This window comes from Sedimentitalea sp. (assembly GCF_039973035.1).
In the GTDB taxonomy this organism is placed as follows: domain Bacteria; phylum Pseudomonadota; class Alphaproteobacteria; order Rhodobacterales; family Rhodobacteraceae; genus Sedimentitalea.
This window is the reverse complement of record NZ_JBDWLR010000042.1, coordinates 467,071-484,638: the sequence shown is the minus strand read 5'-3', so window position 1 is coordinate 484,638 and position 17,568 is coordinate 467,071. Positions and strand designations below refer to the sequence as shown.

The 17,568-nt window shown below is 59.6% G+C and carries 17 protein-coding genes; 8 read left to right on the top strand and 9 right to left on the bottom strand.

Annotated elements, in window-relative coordinates; all coding sequences use genetic code 11:
- Positions 1-16: 16 nt before the first annotated feature.
- Positions 17-1,501 carry a leucyl aminopeptidase gene (locus ABJO75_RS11040; protein WP_348130255.1) on the bottom strand — a complete coding sequence of 495 codons (1,485 nt, stop codon included), beginning with the start codon at positions 1,499-1,501 and terminating at the stop codon, positions 17-19.
- Positions 1,502-1,636: 135 nt separating this feature from the next.
- On the opposite strand from ABJO75_RS11040, the gene lptF reads away from it, so the two are divergent.
- Genes lptF through rsmA form a run of 6 tightly spaced genes read left to right on the top strand, consistent with a single transcriptional unit; the run spans position 1,637 to position 9,116 of the window.
- Positions 1,637-2,779: an LPS export ABC transporter permease LptF gene (lptF, locus tag ABJO75_RS11035; RefSeq protein WP_348130253.1), complete on the top strand. Its 1,143-nt coding sequence runs from the start codon at positions 1,637-1,639 to the stop codon at positions 2,777-2,779.
- Entirely contained in the window at positions 2,776-3,879 is a 1,104-nt protein-coding gene (gene lptG / locus ABJO75_RS11030) for an LPS export ABC transporter permease LptG (RefSeq protein ID WP_348130250.1), read from the top strand. The genes lptF and lptG overlap by 4 nt, the downstream gene beginning before the upstream one ends.
- Positions 3,876-6,029 carry an LPS assembly protein LptD gene (gene lptD / locus ABJO75_RS11025; RefSeq protein WP_348130247.1) on the top strand — a complete coding sequence of 718 codons (2,154 nt, stop codon included), beginning with the start codon at positions 3,876-3,878 and terminating at the stop codon, positions 6,027-6,029. The genes lptG and lptD overlap by 4 nt, the downstream gene beginning before the upstream one ends.
- A complete protein-coding gene (locus ABJO75_RS11020; protein ID WP_348130244.1) occupies positions 6,020-7,267 on the top strand; it encodes a peptidylprolyl isomerase in 1,248 nt (415 codons plus the stop codon). The genes lptD and ABJO75_RS11020 overlap by 10 nt, the downstream gene beginning before the upstream one ends.
- A complete protein-coding gene (gene pdxA / locus ABJO75_RS11015; RefSeq protein ID WP_348130242.1) occupies positions 7,264-8,280 on the top strand; it encodes a 4-hydroxythreonine-4-phosphate dehydrogenase PdxA in 1,017 nt (338 codons plus the stop codon). Before ABJO75_RS11020 ends, pdxA begins: the two co-directional genes overlap by 4 nt.
- A complete protein-coding gene (gene rsmA, locus ABJO75_RS11010; protein ID WP_348130239.1) occupies positions 8,277-9,116 on the top strand; it encodes a 16S rRNA (adenine(1518)-N(6)/adenine(1519)-N(6))-dimethyltransferase RsmA in 840 nt (279 codons plus the stop codon). Before pdxA ends, rsmA begins: the two co-directional genes overlap by 4 nt.
- A 12-nt stretch (positions 9,117-9,128) precedes the next feature.
- Here the strand turns inward: rsmA and ABJO75_RS11005 are convergent, their stop codons facing one another.
- From ABJO75_RS11005 to prfA, 3 genes are all read right to left on the bottom strand, one after another.
- A complete protein-coding gene (locus ABJO75_RS11005) occupies positions 9,129-9,818 on the bottom strand; it encodes a DUF4167 domain-containing protein (protein WP_348130236.1) in 690 nt (229 codons plus the stop codon).
- 236 nt (positions 9,819-10,054) lie between these two features.
- A complete protein-coding gene (prmC, locus tag ABJO75_RS11000; RefSeq protein ID WP_348130483.1) occupies positions 10,055-10,867 on the bottom strand; it encodes a peptide chain release factor N(5)-glutamine methyltransferase in 813 nt (270 codons plus the stop codon).
- Positions 10,868-10,884: 17 nt separating this feature from the next.
- Entirely contained in the window at positions 10,885-11,940 is a 1,056-nt protein-coding gene (gene prfA, locus ABJO75_RS10995; protein ID WP_348130233.1) for a peptide chain release factor 1, read from the bottom strand.
- 61 nt (positions 11,941-12,001) lie between these two features.
- Here prfA and ABJO75_RS10990 point away from each other — a divergent pair, with 61 nt between their 5' ends.
- The gene (locus ABJO75_RS10990) at positions 12,002-12,292 is read left to right on the top strand and encodes a hypothetical protein (protein ID WP_348130231.1); all 291 of its coding nucleotides are present in this window, start codon (positions 12,002-12,004) and stop codon (positions 12,290-12,292) included.
- Here ABJO75_RS10990 and ABJO75_RS10985 read toward each other — a convergent pair.
- Genes ABJO75_RS10985 through ABJO75_RS10970 form a run of 4 tightly spaced genes read right to left on the bottom strand, consistent with a single transcriptional unit; the run spans position 12,230 to position 15,755 of the window.
- On the bottom strand, positions 12,230-12,634 hold the full coding sequence (locus ABJO75_RS10985) for a DUF1499 domain-containing protein (protein WP_348130229.1): 405 nt from the start codon (positions 12,632-12,634) through the stop codon (positions 12,230-12,232). The two genes, ABJO75_RS10990 and ABJO75_RS10985, sit on opposite strands and share 63 nt — an antisense overlap.
- A 35-nt stretch (positions 12,635-12,669) precedes the next feature.
- The gene (gene speB, locus ABJO75_RS10980) at positions 12,670-13,617 is read right to left on the bottom strand and encodes an agmatinase (RefSeq protein WP_348130226.1); all 948 of its coding nucleotides are present in this window, start codon (positions 13,615-13,617) and stop codon (positions 12,670-12,672) included.
- Positions 13,614-14,576 (bottom strand): agmatinase, encoded by a 963-nt coding sequence (speB, locus tag ABJO75_RS10975; protein WP_348130223.1) that lies wholly within the window; start codon positions 14,574-14,576, stop codon positions 13,614-13,616. Before speB (ABJO75_RS10975) ends, speB (ABJO75_RS10980) begins: the two co-directional genes overlap by 4 nt.
- The gene (locus ABJO75_RS10970) at positions 14,577-15,755 is read right to left on the bottom strand and encodes a M20 aminoacylase family protein (RefSeq protein ID WP_348130220.1); all 1,179 of its coding nucleotides are present in this window, start codon (positions 15,753-15,755) and stop codon (positions 14,577-14,579) included. It abuts the gene before it with no gap.
- A 62-nt stretch (positions 15,756-15,817) separates the two neighbouring features.
- On the opposite strand from ABJO75_RS10970, the gene mazG reads away from it, so the two are divergent.
- Positions 15,818-16,642 carry a nucleoside triphosphate pyrophosphohydrolase gene (gene mazG / locus ABJO75_RS10965; protein WP_348130217.1) on the top strand — a complete coding sequence of 275 codons (825 nt, stop codon included), beginning with the start codon at positions 15,818-15,820 and terminating at the stop codon, positions 16,640-16,642.
- Here mazG and ABJO75_RS10960 read toward each other — a convergent pair.
- Positions 16,611-17,507, bottom strand: coding sequence for a hypothetical protein (locus ABJO75_RS10960; protein WP_348130215.1), 897 nt, complete (start codon positions 17,505-17,507; stop codon positions 16,611-16,613). The two genes, mazG and ABJO75_RS10960, sit on opposite strands and share 32 nt — an antisense overlap.
- Positions 17,508-17,568: the final 61 nt, after the last annotated feature.

Sequence of the window (17,568 nt, the reverse complement as noted above, 5' to 3'; positions counted from 1 at the left end):
CAGACCTGTGTCCTGATTACTCCGAGGCTTCGAACTTATCCTGCACCAGCCGGTTCAGCGCCGCAACGCCCCAGCCCGTCGCGCCTTTGGGGGCAAAGTCGGTCTCGCCTTTGACCGAGGCTACACCGGCAATGTCCAGATGGATCCACGGCGTGTCATCCTTGACAAAGCGTGCGAGGAACTGTGCTGCCGTGATCGACCCGGCAGGCCGCCCGCCCGTGTTCTTGATATCGGCAATCGGCGATTTGATGAGATCGTCATAGGCCTTGCCCAATGGCATGCGCCACGCCCCCTCACCTTCTGCCGCTGCGGATTTGAGAAAGGCGTTGCAAAAGGCGTTATCGTTCGAGAAAACACCTGCGTTTTCATGCCCCAAGCCAACAATGATCGCGCCAGTCAGGGTCGCAAGATCGACCATTCCAGCAGGCTTGAACCGCTCTTGCGTGTACCACATGACATCACACAGAACCATGCGACCCTCGGCATCGGTGTTGACCACTTCGACGGTCGTGCCCTGCATGGATTTGATCACGTCACCGGGGCGAGTCGCTGTACCTGACGGCATATTTTCCACAAGCCCCACCAGACCCACCACGTTGGCCGGTGCCTTGCGCAACGCCAACGCCCGCATGGTTCCGGCAACAACACCCGCACCCCCCATATCCATGGTCATGTCTTCCATGCCACCGGACGGTTTGAGCGAGATACCCCCAGTGTCAAACACCACGCCCTTGCCGACCAGCGCAAGCGGTGCGTCGTCTTTCTTGCCGCCGTCCCACTGCATCACCACAACCTTGGACGGGCTGGCCGAGCCCTGCCCGACCGCAAGCAATGTGCGCATGCCCAGCTCTGCGAGCTTGTCTTCTTCGAGAACTTCAACCTTGAGTCCCAGCTCCTTCATTTCCGCCAGGCGGTCGGCAAACTCGGTGGTGGTCAGCACGTTCGCAGGTTCATTTACCAGATCGCGCGTCATATGCGCGCCTTCAGCCACGGCCAACAGCGGCGCAGCGGCAGCAGAGATATCCTCGGCCTTGGTATGATAGAGCGTCACAGGTGCAGCGTCGTCCGCGCTGTCATCATCCTTGGATTTATAGGCATCAAAACGATAATCCCGGAGTGCAATCCCCAGGGCGAGTTCTGCCGCCTTGCGCATACCGCCCGTCATCACGCTCAGCGGCTTGCCCGCCTTCAATCTGGCCAGCGCCGCACCGGCCTTACGCGCATCAACGGCGGTGTTGTTGCGGTCCAGAACCAGCACATCCAAGGCTTCGGCGGCGAGGCCAGTCGGCCATGCCAGCGATATCACCTGCCCCGACTTGGCTTTGGAGAACTTATCGCTCGCCACCAGCCGGGCGATTGCGCCCTTGGTCAGGCGATTGGCCCGGCGCGCAGACGGGTCCATCTTGCCGTCCGGTGTCACAATGATGACGACCCGCCCCTTGGCAGCCTCCATCACGTCCAGATCCGTGGTTTCGAATGCAATTGGCGTCAAACGGCTCATCTCAAGGCTCTCCAAACTGTTGTTGCGGCTACAGGTAACGCGGGCGATGCGGGTTGACCAGATAGCAGTTTTCGCCACCACAGAATTGCATTAGGGTCGCGCTCACCAATTTTGAAGTCGAACTGGGAGAGCGCGGTGTCACGATACGACAGATACGTCCTGTCGCAGTACCTTGTGTTGTTCGGCTTTTTCTCGCTGATTCTTGTTGCTGTGTTCTGGATCAATCGCGCGGTGGTGCTGTTTGACAAGCTGATCGGGGACGGCCAATCGGCCATGGTGTTCTTTGAATTCACCGCTCTGACCCTGCCCAATCTCATCCGCATGGTATTGCCGATGGCGGCCTTTGCCGCATCGGTCTATGTCACCAACCGGCTGAACTCTGAAAGCGAACTGACGGTGATGCAGGCCACCGGATCGAGCCCTTGGCAACTGGCGCGCCCTGCCCTGGCCTTTGGCCTGATCACCGCCGCCATGATGAGCATATTGACCCATGTGCTATTGCCAGCCTCGACCAAACAACTTGAACTGCGCGAAGCCGAGATAGCACGCAACGTCACGGCTCGGCTGTTGACCGAAGGCAGTTTTCTGCATCCGGCTGGCGGGGTCACTTTCTATATTCGCCAGATCGACCCGGATGGCCGGCTAAACGATGTGTTTCTGTCGGACCAGCGTGATCCAAAACAAAGCGTGATCTATACCGGTGCCGAGGCGTTTCTGGTCCGCGACGGCGAGCGTTCCAACCTGATCATGGTGGACGGCATGGCGCAACGGCTGGATACGGTGACACAGACGCTATCGACCACCGTTTTCGCCGATTTCTCGTTCGATATCAGCTCTCTGATCAACAAAAACGACACCCGCACCCGTAACATTCGCTCGATCCCGACGCTTGAACTGATGCGTTCGCCGGATGCGATCACCGAGACTGATGGTTACACGTCGGGGCAGCTTGCCGAAGAGCTGCATCTGCGCTTTGCCCGCGCGCTGGTCTGTGTCGCCGTAACGCTGATCGGGTTCTCGACATTGCTTCTGGGCGGGTTCTCTCGTTTTGGAGTCTGGCGACAGGCGTTACTGGCCTTTGTCCTGTTGGTGTTTTTGGAAGTTCTGCGGGGCATCGTGTCTGACCCGGTCCTGGAGAATGCCGATTTCTGGCCCCTCACCTACCTCCCGACCGTGGTCGGGGTGATAATTGCGACCCTGTTCCTGTGGCTCGCTTCACGACCGAAGAAACGCAGAGCCAAGGCCAACACCGCCCCCACTGCCGAGGTCGCGACATGATCCTTGATCGGTATTTTGCCAAACGTTTTCTCTTCAGCTTCCTGATGATCGGGGCCGTGTTCCTAACCTTGATCATGTTGATCGACCTGATTGAACAACTCAGAAAATTCGAGGGCGTGGAGGTCAGCTTTGGCCAGCTTTTTCGCCTGATGCTGCTGAGCGCTCCGGCGGCGATCAACGAGATCCTGCCTCTGCTCATGATCCTTTCCACCGTCGTTCTGTTCGTCGGTCTCGCACGCAGCAGCGAACTTGTTGTGACGCGCGCAGCTGGGCGTTCGGGTATTCGTGCGCTGGCCGCTCCGGTTCTGGTCGCAATGGTTATCGGTGGGCTTGCCGTCAGCACACTGAACCCAATCGTCGCGGCGACCTCCAACCGCTATCAGCAACTGGTCGATACCTATCGAACCGGTGGCCCATCCGCCCTGTCGCTCAGCGGCGAAGGTCTGTGGCTGCGGCAAGGCGCTCTGCAGGGGCAGTCAGTGATCCACGCCACCGGCTATGGTGAGGGCGCCGACTCGCTGGTGCTCTACGACGTGACCATCCTGACTTACGCAAAGGATGGTGGCCCTGTCCGCCAGATGCGCGCGGAAAGCGCGACACTGACACAGGACGAATGGATACTGGGCGACGTCAAAGTTTGGCCGCTGGTCACTGGCCTGAACCCGGAAACCAGCGCCGCCACACATGACATTCTTCGCATTCCGACAACGCTGACCGAAGACCGGATTCGCGACAGCATCGGCAAGCCGACCGGTATCTCGATCTATGACTTGCCAGAAACCATTCGCGAACTGAAACGCGCGGGATTTGCCACCAAGCGACAAGAGGTCTGGCTGCAGTCCGAGCTGGCACGGCCGCTGTTTCTGATCGCAATGGTGCTGGTCGGAGCCACCTTTACCATGCGCCACACCCGCTTTGGTGGCACAGGCGTCGCAGTGCTGGCCTCGGTTCTGTTGGGTTTCGGGCTGTACTTCATTCGAAACTTTGCGCAAATACTCGGCGAGAATGGTCAGATCCCCGTAACGCTGGCCGCCTGGGCTCCGCCGATCGCATCGATTCTGCTCACCCTCGGATTACTTTTGTACGCGGAAGACGGATGACGCAGACGATCGGCACAGCTTTGAAACGTCTCTTCGTGCTGCTGGCCCTCTGGCCAGCCCTGCCCGCATTGGCGCAACAGGGCGAAGACGCTGTTGCACAAGAGACGCTGCCAGCAACGTTGGTCGCGGACAGTGTCTTTGTCACGCCCGATCGCCAACTTGTCGCCGAAGGCAATGTCGAAGCGTTTCAGGGTGAAACCCGGCTGCGCGCCAAACGGATCACGTTTGATCGCGAGACCGGCACGCTCTCTATCGAAGGGCCGATTCGCATTGATGACGGTGGGGAAATAGTGATTCTCGCCAGTGCCGCCGAAATCGACTCCGACCTGCAGAACGGCCTGTTGACCGGCGCGCGGATGGTGCTCGACCAACAGCTGCAAATGGCGGCGCTGCAGATGAACCGCGTCAGTGGACGCTACACCCAGCTCTTCAAGACCTCAGTCACATCGTGCCATGTCTGCGAAGATGGCCGCCCCCCACTCTGGCAGATCCGTGCACGCAAGGTGATTCACGACCAGGCTGAAAGGCAGCTTTACTTCGAAGATGCACAGTTTCGCATTCTGGACGTGCCGGTCATGTACCTGCCGCGGTTCCGGCTGCCTGACCCGACGCTGGAGCGTGGACGAGGGTTCCTGATTCCCTCATTGCGGACCACGTCGCAGTTGGGAACCGGGATACGCCTCCCCTATTTCATACCGCTCGGCGACTCCCGCGATATAACTCTGGCGCCTTATGTTTCCTCGCGGACCCGAACGCTTGATTATCGCTATCGGCAAGCCTTTCGCAACGGACGGATCAATTTCGAAGGCGCCTACACCCGCGATGACATTCAGCCGGGCGACTCGCGCGGCTATCTGTTTGGCTACGGCGTTTTCGACTTGCCGCGCGACTTCGATCTTAAATTTGAGCTGGCGCTGGTTTCAGACGACGCCTACCTGTCCGAATATGATCTGCCGGATCTCGACCGTCTACGCAGCGAGATCGCGCTGACCCGGGTCAGGCGTGACAGTGCGTTCCAGATCGACCTGATCCACTATCAGTCCCTACGTGAGGACGATGACGAAACAACCCCCAGCCGGTTCGCGGACGTATTCTATCAAAGGCGATATTTCCCCAATGCAATCGGCGGTGAGCTAAGATTGACCTTCGAAGGTCATGGGCATGAACGCGTTTCCGACGTCGATATCGACGGGCGCGATGTGCTGCGCGCGACTGCCGGTATCGATTGGCGCCGAACGTGGATTGCTGGCAACGGGTTGCGGACCGATTGGCAGATGGGCGTCACGGGCGACATCTTCAAGGTTTATCAGGACAGCGACTATCCTGACGATATCATTCGCACGACCCCGACCGCAGCGCTGACGCTCAGCTATCCGATGAGCAAGAGCGTGGGCAATGGCGTCACTCACTATCTGGCACCGGTTGTCCAGCTTGGTTGGAGCGACGTTCATGGCGAAGACCCACCCAATGACGAGAGCCGGTTCGTGGAGTTTGATCAGGGCAACCTTTTGTCGCTGTCGCGCTTTCCCGCCCCTGATCGACGTGAGGATGGCGCGGCCTTGGTCTATGGGTTGAACTGGTCGCGCTATGCACCGTCGGGTTGGCAGGCATGGGCTACGATCGGTCAGGTTTTCCGCAAGACGGCAAACGATTCCTTTACCGACACCTCGGGATTGTCGGGTACGTCATCCTCGATCCTGGTTGCGGGACAGTTCCAGCACGACAACGGGCTCCTGCTAACCGGACGCGGGCTGATTGACAACTCACTCAGCATGGACAAGGCCGAGTTTCGCGGCAGTTGGAGCAACGAACGGCTGGATCTTGCGAGCACCTATCTGTGGCTGGGCGCTGATCTTGAGGAAGACCGCGACTCGCCGCTTTCCGAAGTGTGGTTCGATGGAACTTACGACATCAACCGGCGTTGGTCTGCGGGCGCCAGCCTGCGTTATGACCTGTCCGATCAGCGCGCCACACGGGCCGGACTGGGCGTTGTCTATCGCAATGAATGTGTAACGGTCGATCTTTCGCTCAGTCGTGATTATACGTCAACGACAAGTATTGAGCCCACGACCGATTTTGGCTTTAGTATCTCGCTACGCGGCTTTGCCGTAGAAAGCGGAACAGAAAAATATAGGCGATCATGCAGTTGAACCTTACTTTCCGATTCTCGCCCCTGACCCGCCGGTTGCGATCCGGTCTTGTTGTGGGACTGGCCCTGTCGACGTTTGCAGGCATCGCAACGGCCCAGGGGCTGTTCGCCCCGGTGATCACTGTCAACGATCAGGTCATCACCCGCTACGAACTTGAACAGCGAGCCGAATTCCTGAAGTTGCTGGGCGCGCCAGGCAATCCGGACGTGATGGCACGCGAGGCTCTGATCGAAGACCGATTGAAGATGCAGGCCGTCAAGCTCTACGATCTTGAGGTCACGCCCGAAGACATTGAAACCGGCATCGAGGAACTGTCCTCGCGCGCTCAACTGTCACCCGAAGAATTTATCAAGGCCGTCGAAGAGGGCGGCGTTTCGGTCGAGACCCTGCGTGACTTTGCCAAGGTCAACGTCGCATGGCGCGAGCTGGTCCGTGGCCTTTACCTGTCGCGTTCCCGGCCAAGTGACACAGAAATCGACCGCGCAATTGGCAGCGGCGGCAGCGGTGGTGTGCGCGTGCTTCTGTCGGAACTCATCATCCCGGTCACGCCGCAAACCCAAGAGCAAGTCGATGAATTGGCGGCGCAGGTGTCACAAGTCAGCAGTTTTGCCGCCTTTTCCGATGCGGCCAGCAAATATTCGGCCACACAGACCCGCACCAATGGCGGGCGGATGGATTGGATCAACCTCAACGATCTGCCACCGGGCCTGCGACCGGTGATTCTTGCCCTGACACCCGGCGAAGTCACCGACCCAATTCCGCTACCCGAGGCAGTTGCCCTGTTTCAGCTTCGCGACATCAAGGAAAGCGCCGTGACCACGCCTCGGTATTCCACAATCGACTATGCGCTCTACTATCTGCCCGGCGGTCGGACGTCAGAGGCTCTCGGCACTGCCGCACGCATTAGCAGAGACATTGACACTTGTGATGATCTTTACGGCATTGCCAAGGGGCAGCCGGCCACGCAATTGGAGATGCTTAGTCAGAAACCGTCAGAGATACCACGTGATGTTGCCGTCGAACTGGCTAAGCTTGATGAGGGCGAAATTTCCACGGCCCTTACCCGATCAAACGGTCAGACACTTGTCCTGCTGATGATGTGCGGACGCACAGCCGAATCAAACGAAGAAGCCACGCGCGAGCAGGTCGCACAGTCGCTTCTGCAACAGCGGCTGACGGCCTATGCTGACAGCTATCTGGATCAGTTGCACGCCGACGCCACCATTGTCGAACGATGACCGCGCCCATCGCGTTGACCTGTGGGGACCCTGCGGGTATTGGCCCTGAACTGGCCGTCAAGGCGTGGCAGACACTCGGCGCAGACTGCCCATTCTTCTGGATCGGCGATCCGCGCCACCTGCCCCGCGACACGCCCGTTGTCGAGATCACCGCGCCGGGTCAGGTGATCGGTGCGTGCGGGCGGGGATTGCCCGTGTTGGCACATGCATTCGCGGCTGCCTCTACCCCCGGAAGCCCAGATCTTCGCAATGCACGTGGTGTGGTCGAGGTGATCGAGCGTGCCGTGGCGCTAGTGCAATCAGGCGCGGCCAGTGCGGCCTGTACCTCTCCTATCAGCAAGAAGGTTCTGATTAACGGCGCACAGTTCGCCTATCCCGGCCATACCGAGTTTTTGGCCGCTCTGGCCGGGCGTGAGCGGGTCGTGATGATGCTGGCCAGCGAGCGACTGCGGGTGGTCCCGACGACGATTCACATTGCGCTCGCCGAAGTCCCCCGCGCCCTGACCCCCGATCTCTTGCGCGAGACGATTGCCATCACGGCGGATGGACTAAGACAGCAATTCGGCATCAGTCATCCGCGCCTTGCCGTGGCCGGGCTGAACCCCCACGCAGGTGAAGGCGGGGCCATGGGTGACGAAGAACTTGCATGGATCGAACCGTTGATTGCTGAACTCAAAAATGATGCGATGACCGTGACCGGGCCACACCCTGCCGACACGTTGTTTCACACCGCAGCGCGCAAGAACTACGATGCCGTGGTCGCCATGTACCACGATCAGGCGCTGATCCCGATCAAGACGCTGGATTTCGATCTGGGCGTCAATATCACGCTTGGCCTGCCCTTTATCCGCACGTCGCCGGATCATGGCACTGCGTTCGATATTGCGGGTCAGGGAACTGCAAACCCGACCAGCCTGATTGAGGCGCTCAAATGCGCGCAGACCATGGCACGTCGCTCAACAGATAGCGTTTCAGGCTCCTTGGTTCATTGCGATGACGGAGCAAAATCATGAGCGCCATCGACAATCTGCCCCCTCTGCGCGAGGTCATCGCGTCACATCAGCTGTCGGCCCGCAAATCCTTGGGACAGAACTTTCTCCTCGATCTGAACCTGACGGCAAAAATCGCGCGGCAGGCCGGTGATCTCGGCGACTGCGACGTACTGGAAATCGGCCCTGGTCCCGGTGGGCTGACCCGTGGCCTGCTTGCCCAAGGCGCGCGCAAGGTGCTGGCCGTCGAAAAGGACAGCCGCTGCATCCCTGCCCTGCAGGACATCGCAGCGGCCTATCCCGGACGGCTTGAGATCATCGAAGGCGACGCGCTTGAGGTCGACGCCATGGCGCATCTGGAATCGCCGGTTCGGGTGGCTGCAAACCTGCCCTACAACGTCGGCACCGAATTGCTGGTGCGCTGGCTGACCCCCCCGACCTGGCCACCGTTCTGGCAAAGCCTGACGCTGATGTTTCAGCGCGAAGTGGCAGAGCGGATCGTGGCGCAACCGGGCAGCAAGACCTATGGACGTTTAGCTATTCTGGCACAGTGGCGCAGCGAGGCCCGCATCGCGATGAGCCTGCCCCCCGGAGCCTTTACGCCACCGCCCAAGGTGTCGAGCGCGGTCGTGCATCTGACCGCCCTTCCCGAGCCGCGCTTTCCGGCGAACCCCAAGACATTGGAAAGGGTTGTTGCCGCAGCCTTCAATCAGCGCCGCAAAATGCTGCGCGCTGCACTCAAGGGGCTGGCCCCTGATATCGAGGATCGGCTGCTGTCTGTGGGGTTGCGCCCGACGGATCGGGCGGAACAAGTGCCGTTGGAAGGGTTTTGCGCACTGGCGCGCAGCTTTGACAGCTGACGCGCCGTGATCTTATTCGGCGGCTTCGGGGTTGCCGTCAGGCTTGTCTGTCGCGCTAACTTCCGCCGTTGCCTTTGCCTTTGCTTTTGACTTCCGGGGCGCAGGCGTTTTCTTGACCGGCGCCTCGGTGCTGCCCGCACCGTCTGCAGCCTCTGTCGGCTTTGGCGCAGGTTTGCGCGTGCGCGGCTTGCGCGCTGGCTTTTTGGGTTTGCTTTCGGGCGTTTCCACCAATCCGCTATCCCCGGAATCGCCACTGTTCAGATCCAGGACATCTGGTTGGGGCGCGCTCGCGGGATCGGCGGGCTGCGGTGCCGCCAGAGGCTCCGCGGGTTGCGGTGGCGCGGACGGTTGCTGCGCTGCTTCGCGTTCCTGTCGCTCTGCGCGCTCGCGGTCACGTTCAGCCTGTCTTTCGCGGTTCTGACGTTCCTGTTCTTCCCGGCGGTTATCCATTTCCCGCTGTGCTTCGCTCAGCAAACGCAGGTAATGCTCGGCATGTTGCTGGAAATTCTCGGTCGCGACACGATCATTGGACAACTGCGCATCACGCGCCAATTGGTTGTACTTTTCAATGATCTGCTGCGGCGTACCGCGCACCTTGCCTTCGGGCCCGGAACTGTCAAAAACCCGGTTGATGACATTACCACCACCTTGCGACCGGTTGCGGTTCGACTTTGAACGCGAACGTGATTTGGACGATCTCATATGCTTAGTGTCAGCCTTGTACTCGCTGTCTTTTGATCCGCTTCACGCCTCGTGCGTTCAAGTAAATACCGGATCACCGACTTTTTGGGCTTGGCGTTGCACGCGTGCTCGGAGAGCATCTGTCGGGGCAACACCCTTGAGTAACCATGTCCGGCTGCCACAGACAAGCCTTTCCGAACATATTTCACTTCTTTTTGGCTAAAATCGGCGCTTTTCGGCCTCACTGGATCGATAAGTCACGCTGCAACGGCAAGAATGACACGCTGCCTGCCATCAAGATCATGGATTACGGTCGGTTCGGTGAACCCGGCTTTGACCAAAAGCGCAATGACCGCATCTGCCTGTGTCGGTCCGATTTCCAGCAGCAGTCGGCCACCGGGGAGCAAATGATCCGCCGCCTGCGCGGCAATGGATCGATAAGCCCCCAATCCGTCACCACCGTCCGTCAGCGCCATTTCCGGTTCATGCTGTCGCACTTCGGTCTGAAGCTCGGGCATTTCGTCCTGCGCAATATAAGGCGGGTTGGACACGATCAGGTCAAACTCCCCCGAAACCGCATCGAACCAGTCGGACTGCTGGATTTCGGCGCGGCTTTGGACATTGTGCAGGACGGCATTTGCGCTCGCCTGCAAGCAAGCCGCCTCGCTCAGATCAACACCCAATCCAGTCGCCTGAGGGTTCTCGGCAAGCAAAGTGACCAGAATACAGCCCGACCCGACGCCCAGATCAAGCACACGGGAAAACGGATGTGACAGCGCGGCCTCGATCAGCGTCTCGGTTTCCGGGCGTGGATCGAGCACATCGGCGCTGATCTTGAACCGGCGGCCATAGAACTGCCGCTCGCCCACCAGATGTGACACCGGCACCCGTATGGCGCGCAGGGCAATCAGTTGTTCATAGCGTTCGCCAATATCCGGTGCCAGATCCTCGGGGGCAATCAAGGTCACGCGCGTCGCTTCGATCCGGGCGGCATGTGCCAAAAGCACCCGCGCATCCCGTGCGGGCTCATCTACACCGGCAGCGCGCAGGCGCGCCGTTGCGGCCACCATGGCCTGCGCGGCGGTCGTCACGCGCCCATCTCGGCAAGCATCCGGGCCTGATCGTCTGCAGTCAGCGCGTCGATCACTTCGTCCAGATCACCCTGCATCACCTGATCGAGCTTGTAGAGCGTCAGGTTGATCCGGTGGTCGGTCATACGACCTTGCGGAAAATTGTATGTGCGGATGCGTTCGGAACGATCGCCGCTGCCGACCTGTGCAGCCCGATCGGCTGACCGTTCACTGTCGACCCGCTGACGTTCCAGATCATAAAGCCGGGTCTTGAGCACCTGCATGGCGATCTCGCGGTTGCGGTGCTGGCTTTTCTCAGAGCTGGTGACGACGATCCCAGACGGCAAATGGGTGATACGCACCGCGGAATCGGTGGTGTTCACGTGCTGCCCGCCCGCGCCGGAACTGCGCATCGTATCGATCCGCAGGTCATTCGCATCGATCTGGATGTCTACGTCCTCGGCTTCGGGCAGAACAGCCACCGTCGCGGCAGAGGTGTGAATGCGCCCTCCGCTTTCGGTCGTTGGTACCCGCTGAACCCTGTGCACACCGCTCTCGTATTTCATGCGCGCAAAGACGTTCGCGCCCTTGATATGGGCCACAACTTCCTTGATCCCACCCAGTTCAGTTGCCTGTTCCTCGATGATCTCAAGGCGCCAACCCCGCGCTTCGGCATAGCGTTGGTACATGCGCAGCAGGTCAGCGGCGAACAATGCCGCCTCGTCACCGCCAGTGCCGGGGCGGATTTCGAGCATTGCTGGCCGCGCATCAGCCGCATCACGAGGCAACAGACTGAGTTGCAGGGCATGCTCTGCCTCGGGCAAACGCGCACGGAGGACTGGCAGCTCTTCCTCGGCCAATTCCTTCATGTCTGGATCGACCAACATCGTTTCAGCCTCGGCGAGTTCGTCACGCAGGCGGCGATAGGCTTCGATCTGTTCCACCACCGGACGCAGATCGGAATACTCCTTGGCCAGAGCGGCGATGTCGCTACCGCTTGCCCCATCGGCCATCGCGGCCTCAAGGAACTGAAACCGTTGGTTGATCTGTTCTAGGCGTTCTTCTGGGACCATCTGCGGGGTTTCTTATATCGGAGGTCTTTGGTCAAGAGGCAGGCTATGGTAGGATTTAACCATGCAACGGATTTTATTGCTGATAATGCTGGCAAGTGCCTGCCCCGCCCTTGCCGACGTGACCGGCCCTGGCGGCAAGGTGCAGGATTGTTTTTGCACCGACAAGAGCGGCGCACGCGTTGATCTGGGTGAAACCATCTGTTTGCACGTCGATGGGCGGATGTTTATGGCGCAATGCCAGATGTCGCTGAACGTGCCCATGTGGCGTGAGGTCAGCAAAGGGTGCGTGTCATCCCGGCTGCAGAGCATCGATCCAGCCCTCGACGCGCGCACGGTTCACACCAAGATCTGACTTTCCAAACCGGGCGCGACCATAGATTTCCAATGTATCGCCGGCCTGACGCGCAGTGGTATAGTCCGGGAAACCGAAGACGAGAGATCGGGTCACATAGGTCACCATGCCATCCTCGACCGATCCGAACCGCCGTTCGGTATGCGGGGTCGCAGTGGCAATCGCGTCCAGTTCTGCCAGCCCATTGGGACCAGTCTCGACCACGCGGATCACGCCATTCGCAAAATCCTTGACCTGCGGCTGATCCGGCATCTGGTGCCATTCAACCGGGTCGCTGGGCGCAAGCCTGACATACCCCATCGCGACAACCACGAGCGTCAGAACCAGCCATACAATTACCATCAGTCGTCTCATTCCGTTCTCTCAAGCAAAGCCATTTAGCGCCGCGCGACGCCGGGCAGCACGCAGAGCAGTTCATAAAGCAGATTCGCGCCCGTCAGCGCTGTGTTTCCAGACGTATCATAAGGCGGCGACACCTCAACCAGATCACAGCCAACGATATTTGCACCCGCCAGCGACCAGATCAGTTCCATTGCCTGCGGCGTCGTCAGCCCACCGATTTCGGGCGTTCCGGTGCCAGGCGCAAACGAAGGATCAAGGCTGTCGATATCGTAGGTCACATAGGTCGGCCTGTCACCGATATCCCTGCAGATTTCAGCGCCCAGATCGGCAAGTGGGCGATGCCAGAGATCGCGTGCCGGAAACTGCTGAAAGCCCCAGCCCTGCGCCTCGGTGAAATCAGAGGCGGCATAGCCGCTGCCACGCAGGCCGATCTGATAGGTCTTGTCCGGCTGGATCAGCCCTTCTTCATAAGCGCGGCGAAAAACGGTTCCGTGGGTTTCACGCTCGCCGAACATCTCGTCATTTACATCCGCATGGGCATCAACATGGACCAGCGCAACAGGGCCGTGTTTGCGGGCGATTGCCCGCAGGATCGGCAAGGTGATCGAGTGATCTCCTCCCATGGCCACCGGGATCAAGTTATGGGTAAGAATTGCATCATAACTCTCTGAGATGATGCGAATACTTTCACGCAGGGAAAACGTGTTGATCGCAAGATCACCGATATCCGCGATCTGAAGACTTTCAAATGGCGCGGCCCCTGTTGCCATGTTGTAGGGCCGGATCATCGCGCTCTCGGCGCGGATTTGCTTGGGTCCGAACCTTGTGCCAGACCGCCACGAGGTGCCGATGTCCATCGGAATGCCAAGCACCGCCACGTCCAGCCCCTCTAGCGCAGTCGCGGCAGGCAAACGCATAAAGGTATTCGGGCCCGAGAACCGGGCGAGGTCATTGCCGCTGATCGGTTGGTTCTTGTCGCTCATGCGAGTTTACCCCACCCCAGCAGACACAGGATTTCGCTCGCCACATGGGCTCCGGCAATGGCCGTTGCGCCGGTCGTGTCAAACGGCGGTGAAACCTCGACCACATCACCACCTTTAATGTTGATCCCCGCGATGTCACGCAGGATCACTGCGGCCTGCGCGCTGCTCAGCCCACCCCAAACCGGGGTACCGGTACCGGGCGCAAAGGCCGGATCAAGGCCATCGATATCAAAGCTGAGATAGGTGGGGTTATCGCCGAGTATGGATTTGATCTTGGCCGCCACCGCCTTTGGGCCAATATCGTGCACTTCGCGGGCGTCGATGATATTCACACCCAACGTGTCCTCGTTCACCGTACGAATGCCCACCTGAACCGAGCGCGCGGGATCGACGAGGCCAGTTTTCACCGCCTTGTAGAACATCGTGCCATGATCGACGCGCGACATATCATCGTCGGGCCAGGTGTCGGTATGGGCATCAAACTGCAGCAGCGACATAGGCCCGTATTTCTCTGCATAAGCCTTGAGAATCGGAAAGCTGATGTAGTGATCCCCGCCCAACGTGACCGATGCGGCACCGGCCTCCAGAATTCCGCGAATATGTGTCGTCAGACGGTCGGGAAACGCCGGAACATCCGCGTAATCAAACGCCATGTCACCATAGTCGACAATCGAAAGATCGCTCAACACGTCGATGGGCCAGCCATAGGGTGGATCAAACGCCTGCAGCGCGCTGGCCTCGCGAATAGCACGCGGGCCGAGGCGGGTCCCGGGGCGGTTGGTCACGGCCTGATCAAAGGGAATACCTGTCACCGCGATATCCACACCCGTCAGGTCTTTGGTATAGCGCCGGCGCAGAAACGAGGTCGCGCCCCCAAAGGCATTCTCAAAAGACAGCCCCCGCAAATCTTCGCGGGTGAAGGCCTGATCGACCTGGGTCTTTGCGTCTTCCAGTGCCATTTATGCCTCCTCTGCGACGGTCAGCGGCTGAGCCCGTTCGACCAGTCGGGCAAAGAACGATGCTCCGACCGGCGCGATCTCGTCGTTAAAGTTGTACTTGGGGTGATGCAGGCCTGCGGTATCTCCCTGCCCCAGAAACAGATAAGCGCCGGGGCGCTTCTGAAGCATATAGGCAAAATCCTCTGCCCCCATCTCGCGCCCTGCCTCGCCCACAACCCGGTTTTCACCGGAAATCTCCCGCGCGATGTCCGCGGCAAACCCTGCCTTTTCAACATTATTGATCGTCGCCGGATACCCGATGTCATAACGCAGCTCCGCCGCGACGCCATAGCTCGCCGCCTGCCCGGCCACGATGGTGGTCATGCGCTCTTGCACCATTTGCTGAACGCGCGGATCGAAAGTTCGGACCGTCCCGTTGATATAGGCCGTATCTGGAATCACATTGTCGACAGTCCCCGTATGGATCTGCGTCACCGACACCACCAGATCGTCCAGCGCATAGTGATTGCGACTGACGATGGTCTGGATCGCCTGCGCAATGCCGCAAGCGGCCATCACCGGATCACAGGTTTCATGTGGCATGGCACCGTGACCACCGACCCCCTGTATGTCGACGTGGAAGGTATCCACCGCCGCCATCAGCGGCCCGGGCGTGGTGTAAAACCCTCCCGGCTCAAACCCCGGTGCATTGTGCAGAGCATAGACCTGGGAAATGTTGAACCGGTCCATGATACCTTCCTGCACCATGACCTGGGCGCCACCGCCCCCCTCTTCGGCCGGTTGAAAAATCAACGCAACGGTCCCCGCGAAATTCCGCGTTTCCGTCAGATACCGTGCCGCCCCCAAAAGCATCGTGGTGTGCCCGTCATGCCCACAGGCGTGCATCTTGCCGGGGTGGGTGCTGGCATACTCAACGCCAGTTTCTTCCGCGATCGGCAGCGCATCAAAATCCGCGCGCAGCCCAATGGTTGGTCCCGGCTCGCGGCCTTTGATCAATGCCACGATCCCAGTCTGCGCAATCCCCTCATGCACCGCATCAACGCCAAATTCCTGCAGTCGCTCAGCAATGAACGCTGCGGTTTTCGGGCAATCGAATCCCAGTTCTGGAATGGTATGGAGATGCTGTCGCCATTCGCTCATGTCTGCCGAAAAATCGGCAATGCGGTTCACAACGGGCATGGGCTGGACTCCTGTCTCGCGGGGTGGATGATGCATCTGACACAGGAACAAAGGCCGCCGCAATGCCCGATGACTCGTTGATTAATGACCAAAACGCCGGAATTGAACGGCTGCTGGAAATCATGCGCCGCCTTCGGGATCCTGAAACCGGCTGTCCGTGGGACATCGAACAGGATTTCGCCTCGATTGCTCCCTACACGATCGAAGAAGCGTATGAGGTCGCCGACGCCATCGACCGCAGTGCATGGGGCGAGATGGAAGGCGAACTGGGGGACCTCTTATTGCAGACGGTCTACCACACCCAGATGGGCGAAGAGGCCGGGCATTTCGACTTTCAATCGGTGGTGCGGGCGATTTCAGACAAGATGGTGGCCCGTCATCCACATGTGTTTGGCGACGAATCCCGTGACAAGTCGGCCGAACAGCAGACCGCCGATTGGGAAGCGATCAAGGCCGAGGAACGGGCGGGTCAGGCCCAACAGGGCACGCTGGACGGGGTCGCCGTCGGGTTACCTGCGTTGCTACGGGCCCACAAGCTGCAGAAACGTGCCGCTCGCGTTGGGTTTGACTGGCCGGATGCGTCGCATGTGTTGGACAAAATCACCGAAGAAGCCGCCGAACTGACCGAGGCGCGCGATCAGATGGACGCGGATCAAGTCGAAGAAGAATTTGGCGATCTGCTGTTTGTCATGGCCAATCTCGCCCGTCATCTTGGCATCGAACCCGAGGCAGCGTTGCGCCGTGCAAATGCCAAGTTCATCCGCCGTTTTCAGGGGGTCGAGGCAAAGCTGGCCGCGAGGGGCAAATCTCCGCAGGACAGTGATCTGGCCGAAATGGATGCGCTGTGGGATGCGGTCAAACAGGTTGAGCGATCGGCTGAAAGCTGATCCCCGGCATCTCGGCCAACCGCACCAGATCCGCATCATAGCGCGCTTGCAAGACCTGCCGGTCAGTCTCGGGAAACGCGGCGAACCCTGTCCGGTCGGTCTTGTCCGCATTATCCTGCAGGATCCTCTGCCAGACTCTGCGGGGCAGCGTTTCACCTGCCCGATAGCGTTCTTGCAAGGTTTCAAGCGCGGCATCCGTCGCACTCAGGTTCACGGTGCGGGACGGTTCCACGAGGTCCTCACCAGCGAGTTCCGGCACTAATCGCAGAAGCAACGCACGGCTGCTGCCACGCGCCTCATAGGGCAGAACAGTCAACGTTTTGGCACCAAGCGTATCTCGCATCTCGCTCAGCAATTCAGGCCAGCCCCGGTCCATCGCCATGAAATTCGGCACGATCTCTGAAAACGGCGCGACCGGGTTATCCTCGGCCCGCTTACGATAGGCCGAGACAAACAACTCTGCATAGGACCGAACGACATAAAGCAAATGAACCGGGGGGGCCTCCAGCGCCCCGGCCAGTGACAAAAACCGCTTGTGCGACGCGGGGAAGAATTGACCATGATAGAAATGAAGCATCGGGCCGGGAATGTTCTCTTCCGACAGAATCAGGCCCCGGCCCGCGTCCGGGCTAAGCCCCGCGATGACATCCCGCACCTGTTTCGCGTATTGAGGAATGCGCTTTTCTCCGTGACGACGACGCGGCAGCGGCAGGCGCAAATTGCCCTTGGGGACTCCATCGCGACCTGGATAAGCAACGTCATACCCATGCCGGTCAAGCACCGCGCGATTTTCATGCAGGCACAGTTGAAACGAGCTGGTGCCAGTGCGGTGCGCCCCTGCGTGGATCAGAACGGGTTTTGTCATAGGCGCGAAGATGGGCGAAGCCGCGCCAGCGTGCAATCGGCTTCTGGACAAAATCGAGCCA

Bases quoted from the DNA above. Each gene is read 5' to 3' on its own strand.
- ABJO75_RS11040 (WP_348130255.1), bottom strand. From the start codon at position 1,501: ATGAGCCGTTTGACGCCAATTGCATTCGAAACCACGGATCTGGACGTG.
- lptG (WP_348130250.1), top strand. From the start codon at position 2,776: ATGATCCTTGATCGGTATTTTGCCAAACGTTTTCTCTTCAGCTTCCTG.
- lptD (WP_348130247.1), top strand. From the start codon at position 3,876: ATGACGCAGACGATCGGCACAGCTTTGAAACGTCTCTTCGTGCTGCTG.
- ABJO75_RS11020 (WP_348130244.1), top strand. From the start codon at position 6,020: ATGCAGTTGAACCTTACTTTCCGATTCTCGCCCCTGACCCGCCGGTTG.
- pdxA (WP_348130242.1), top strand. From the start codon at position 7,264: ATGACCGCGCCCATCGCGTTGACCTGTGGGGACCCTGCGGGTATTGGC.
- rsmA (WP_348130239.1), top strand. From the start codon at position 8,277: ATGAGCGCCATCGACAATCTGCCCCCTCTGCGCGAGGTCATCGCGTCA.
- ABJO75_RS11005 (WP_348130236.1), bottom strand. From the start codon at position 9,818: ATGAGATCGTCCAAATCACGTTCGCGTTCAAAGTCGAACCGCAACCGG.
- prmC (WP_348130483.1), bottom strand. From the start codon at position 10,867: ATGGTGGCCGCAACGGCGCGCCTGCGCGCTGCCGGTGTAGATGAGCCC.
- prfA (WP_348130233.1), bottom strand. From the start codon at position 11,940: ATGGTCCCAGAAGAACGCCTAGAACAGATCAACCAACGGTTTCAGTTC.
- ABJO75_RS10990 (WP_348130231.1), top strand. From the start codon at position 12,002: ATGCAACGGATTTTATTGCTGATAATGCTGGCAAGTGCCTGCCCCGCC.
- ABJO75_RS10985 (WP_348130229.1), bottom strand. From the start codon at position 12,634: ATGGTAATTGTATGGCTGGTTCTGACGCTCGTGGTTGTCGCGATGGGG.
- speB (WP_348130226.1), bottom strand. From the start codon at position 13,617: ATGAGCGACAAGAACCAACCGATCAGCGGCAATGACCTCGCCCGGTTC.
- speB (WP_348130223.1), bottom strand. From the start codon at position 14,576: ATGGCACTGGAAGACGCAAAGACCCAGGTCGATCAGGCCTTCACCCGC.
- ABJO75_RS10970 (WP_348130220.1), bottom strand. From the start codon at position 15,755: ATGCCCGTTGTGAACCGCATTGCCGATTTTTCGGCAGACATGAGCGAA.
- mazG (WP_348130217.1), top strand. From the start codon at position 15,818: ATGCCCGATGACTCGTTGATTAATGACCAAAACGCCGGAATTGAACGG.
- ABJO75_RS10960 (WP_348130215.1), bottom strand. From the start codon at position 17,507: ATGACAAAACCCGTTCTGATCCACGCAGGGGCGCACCGCACTGGCACC.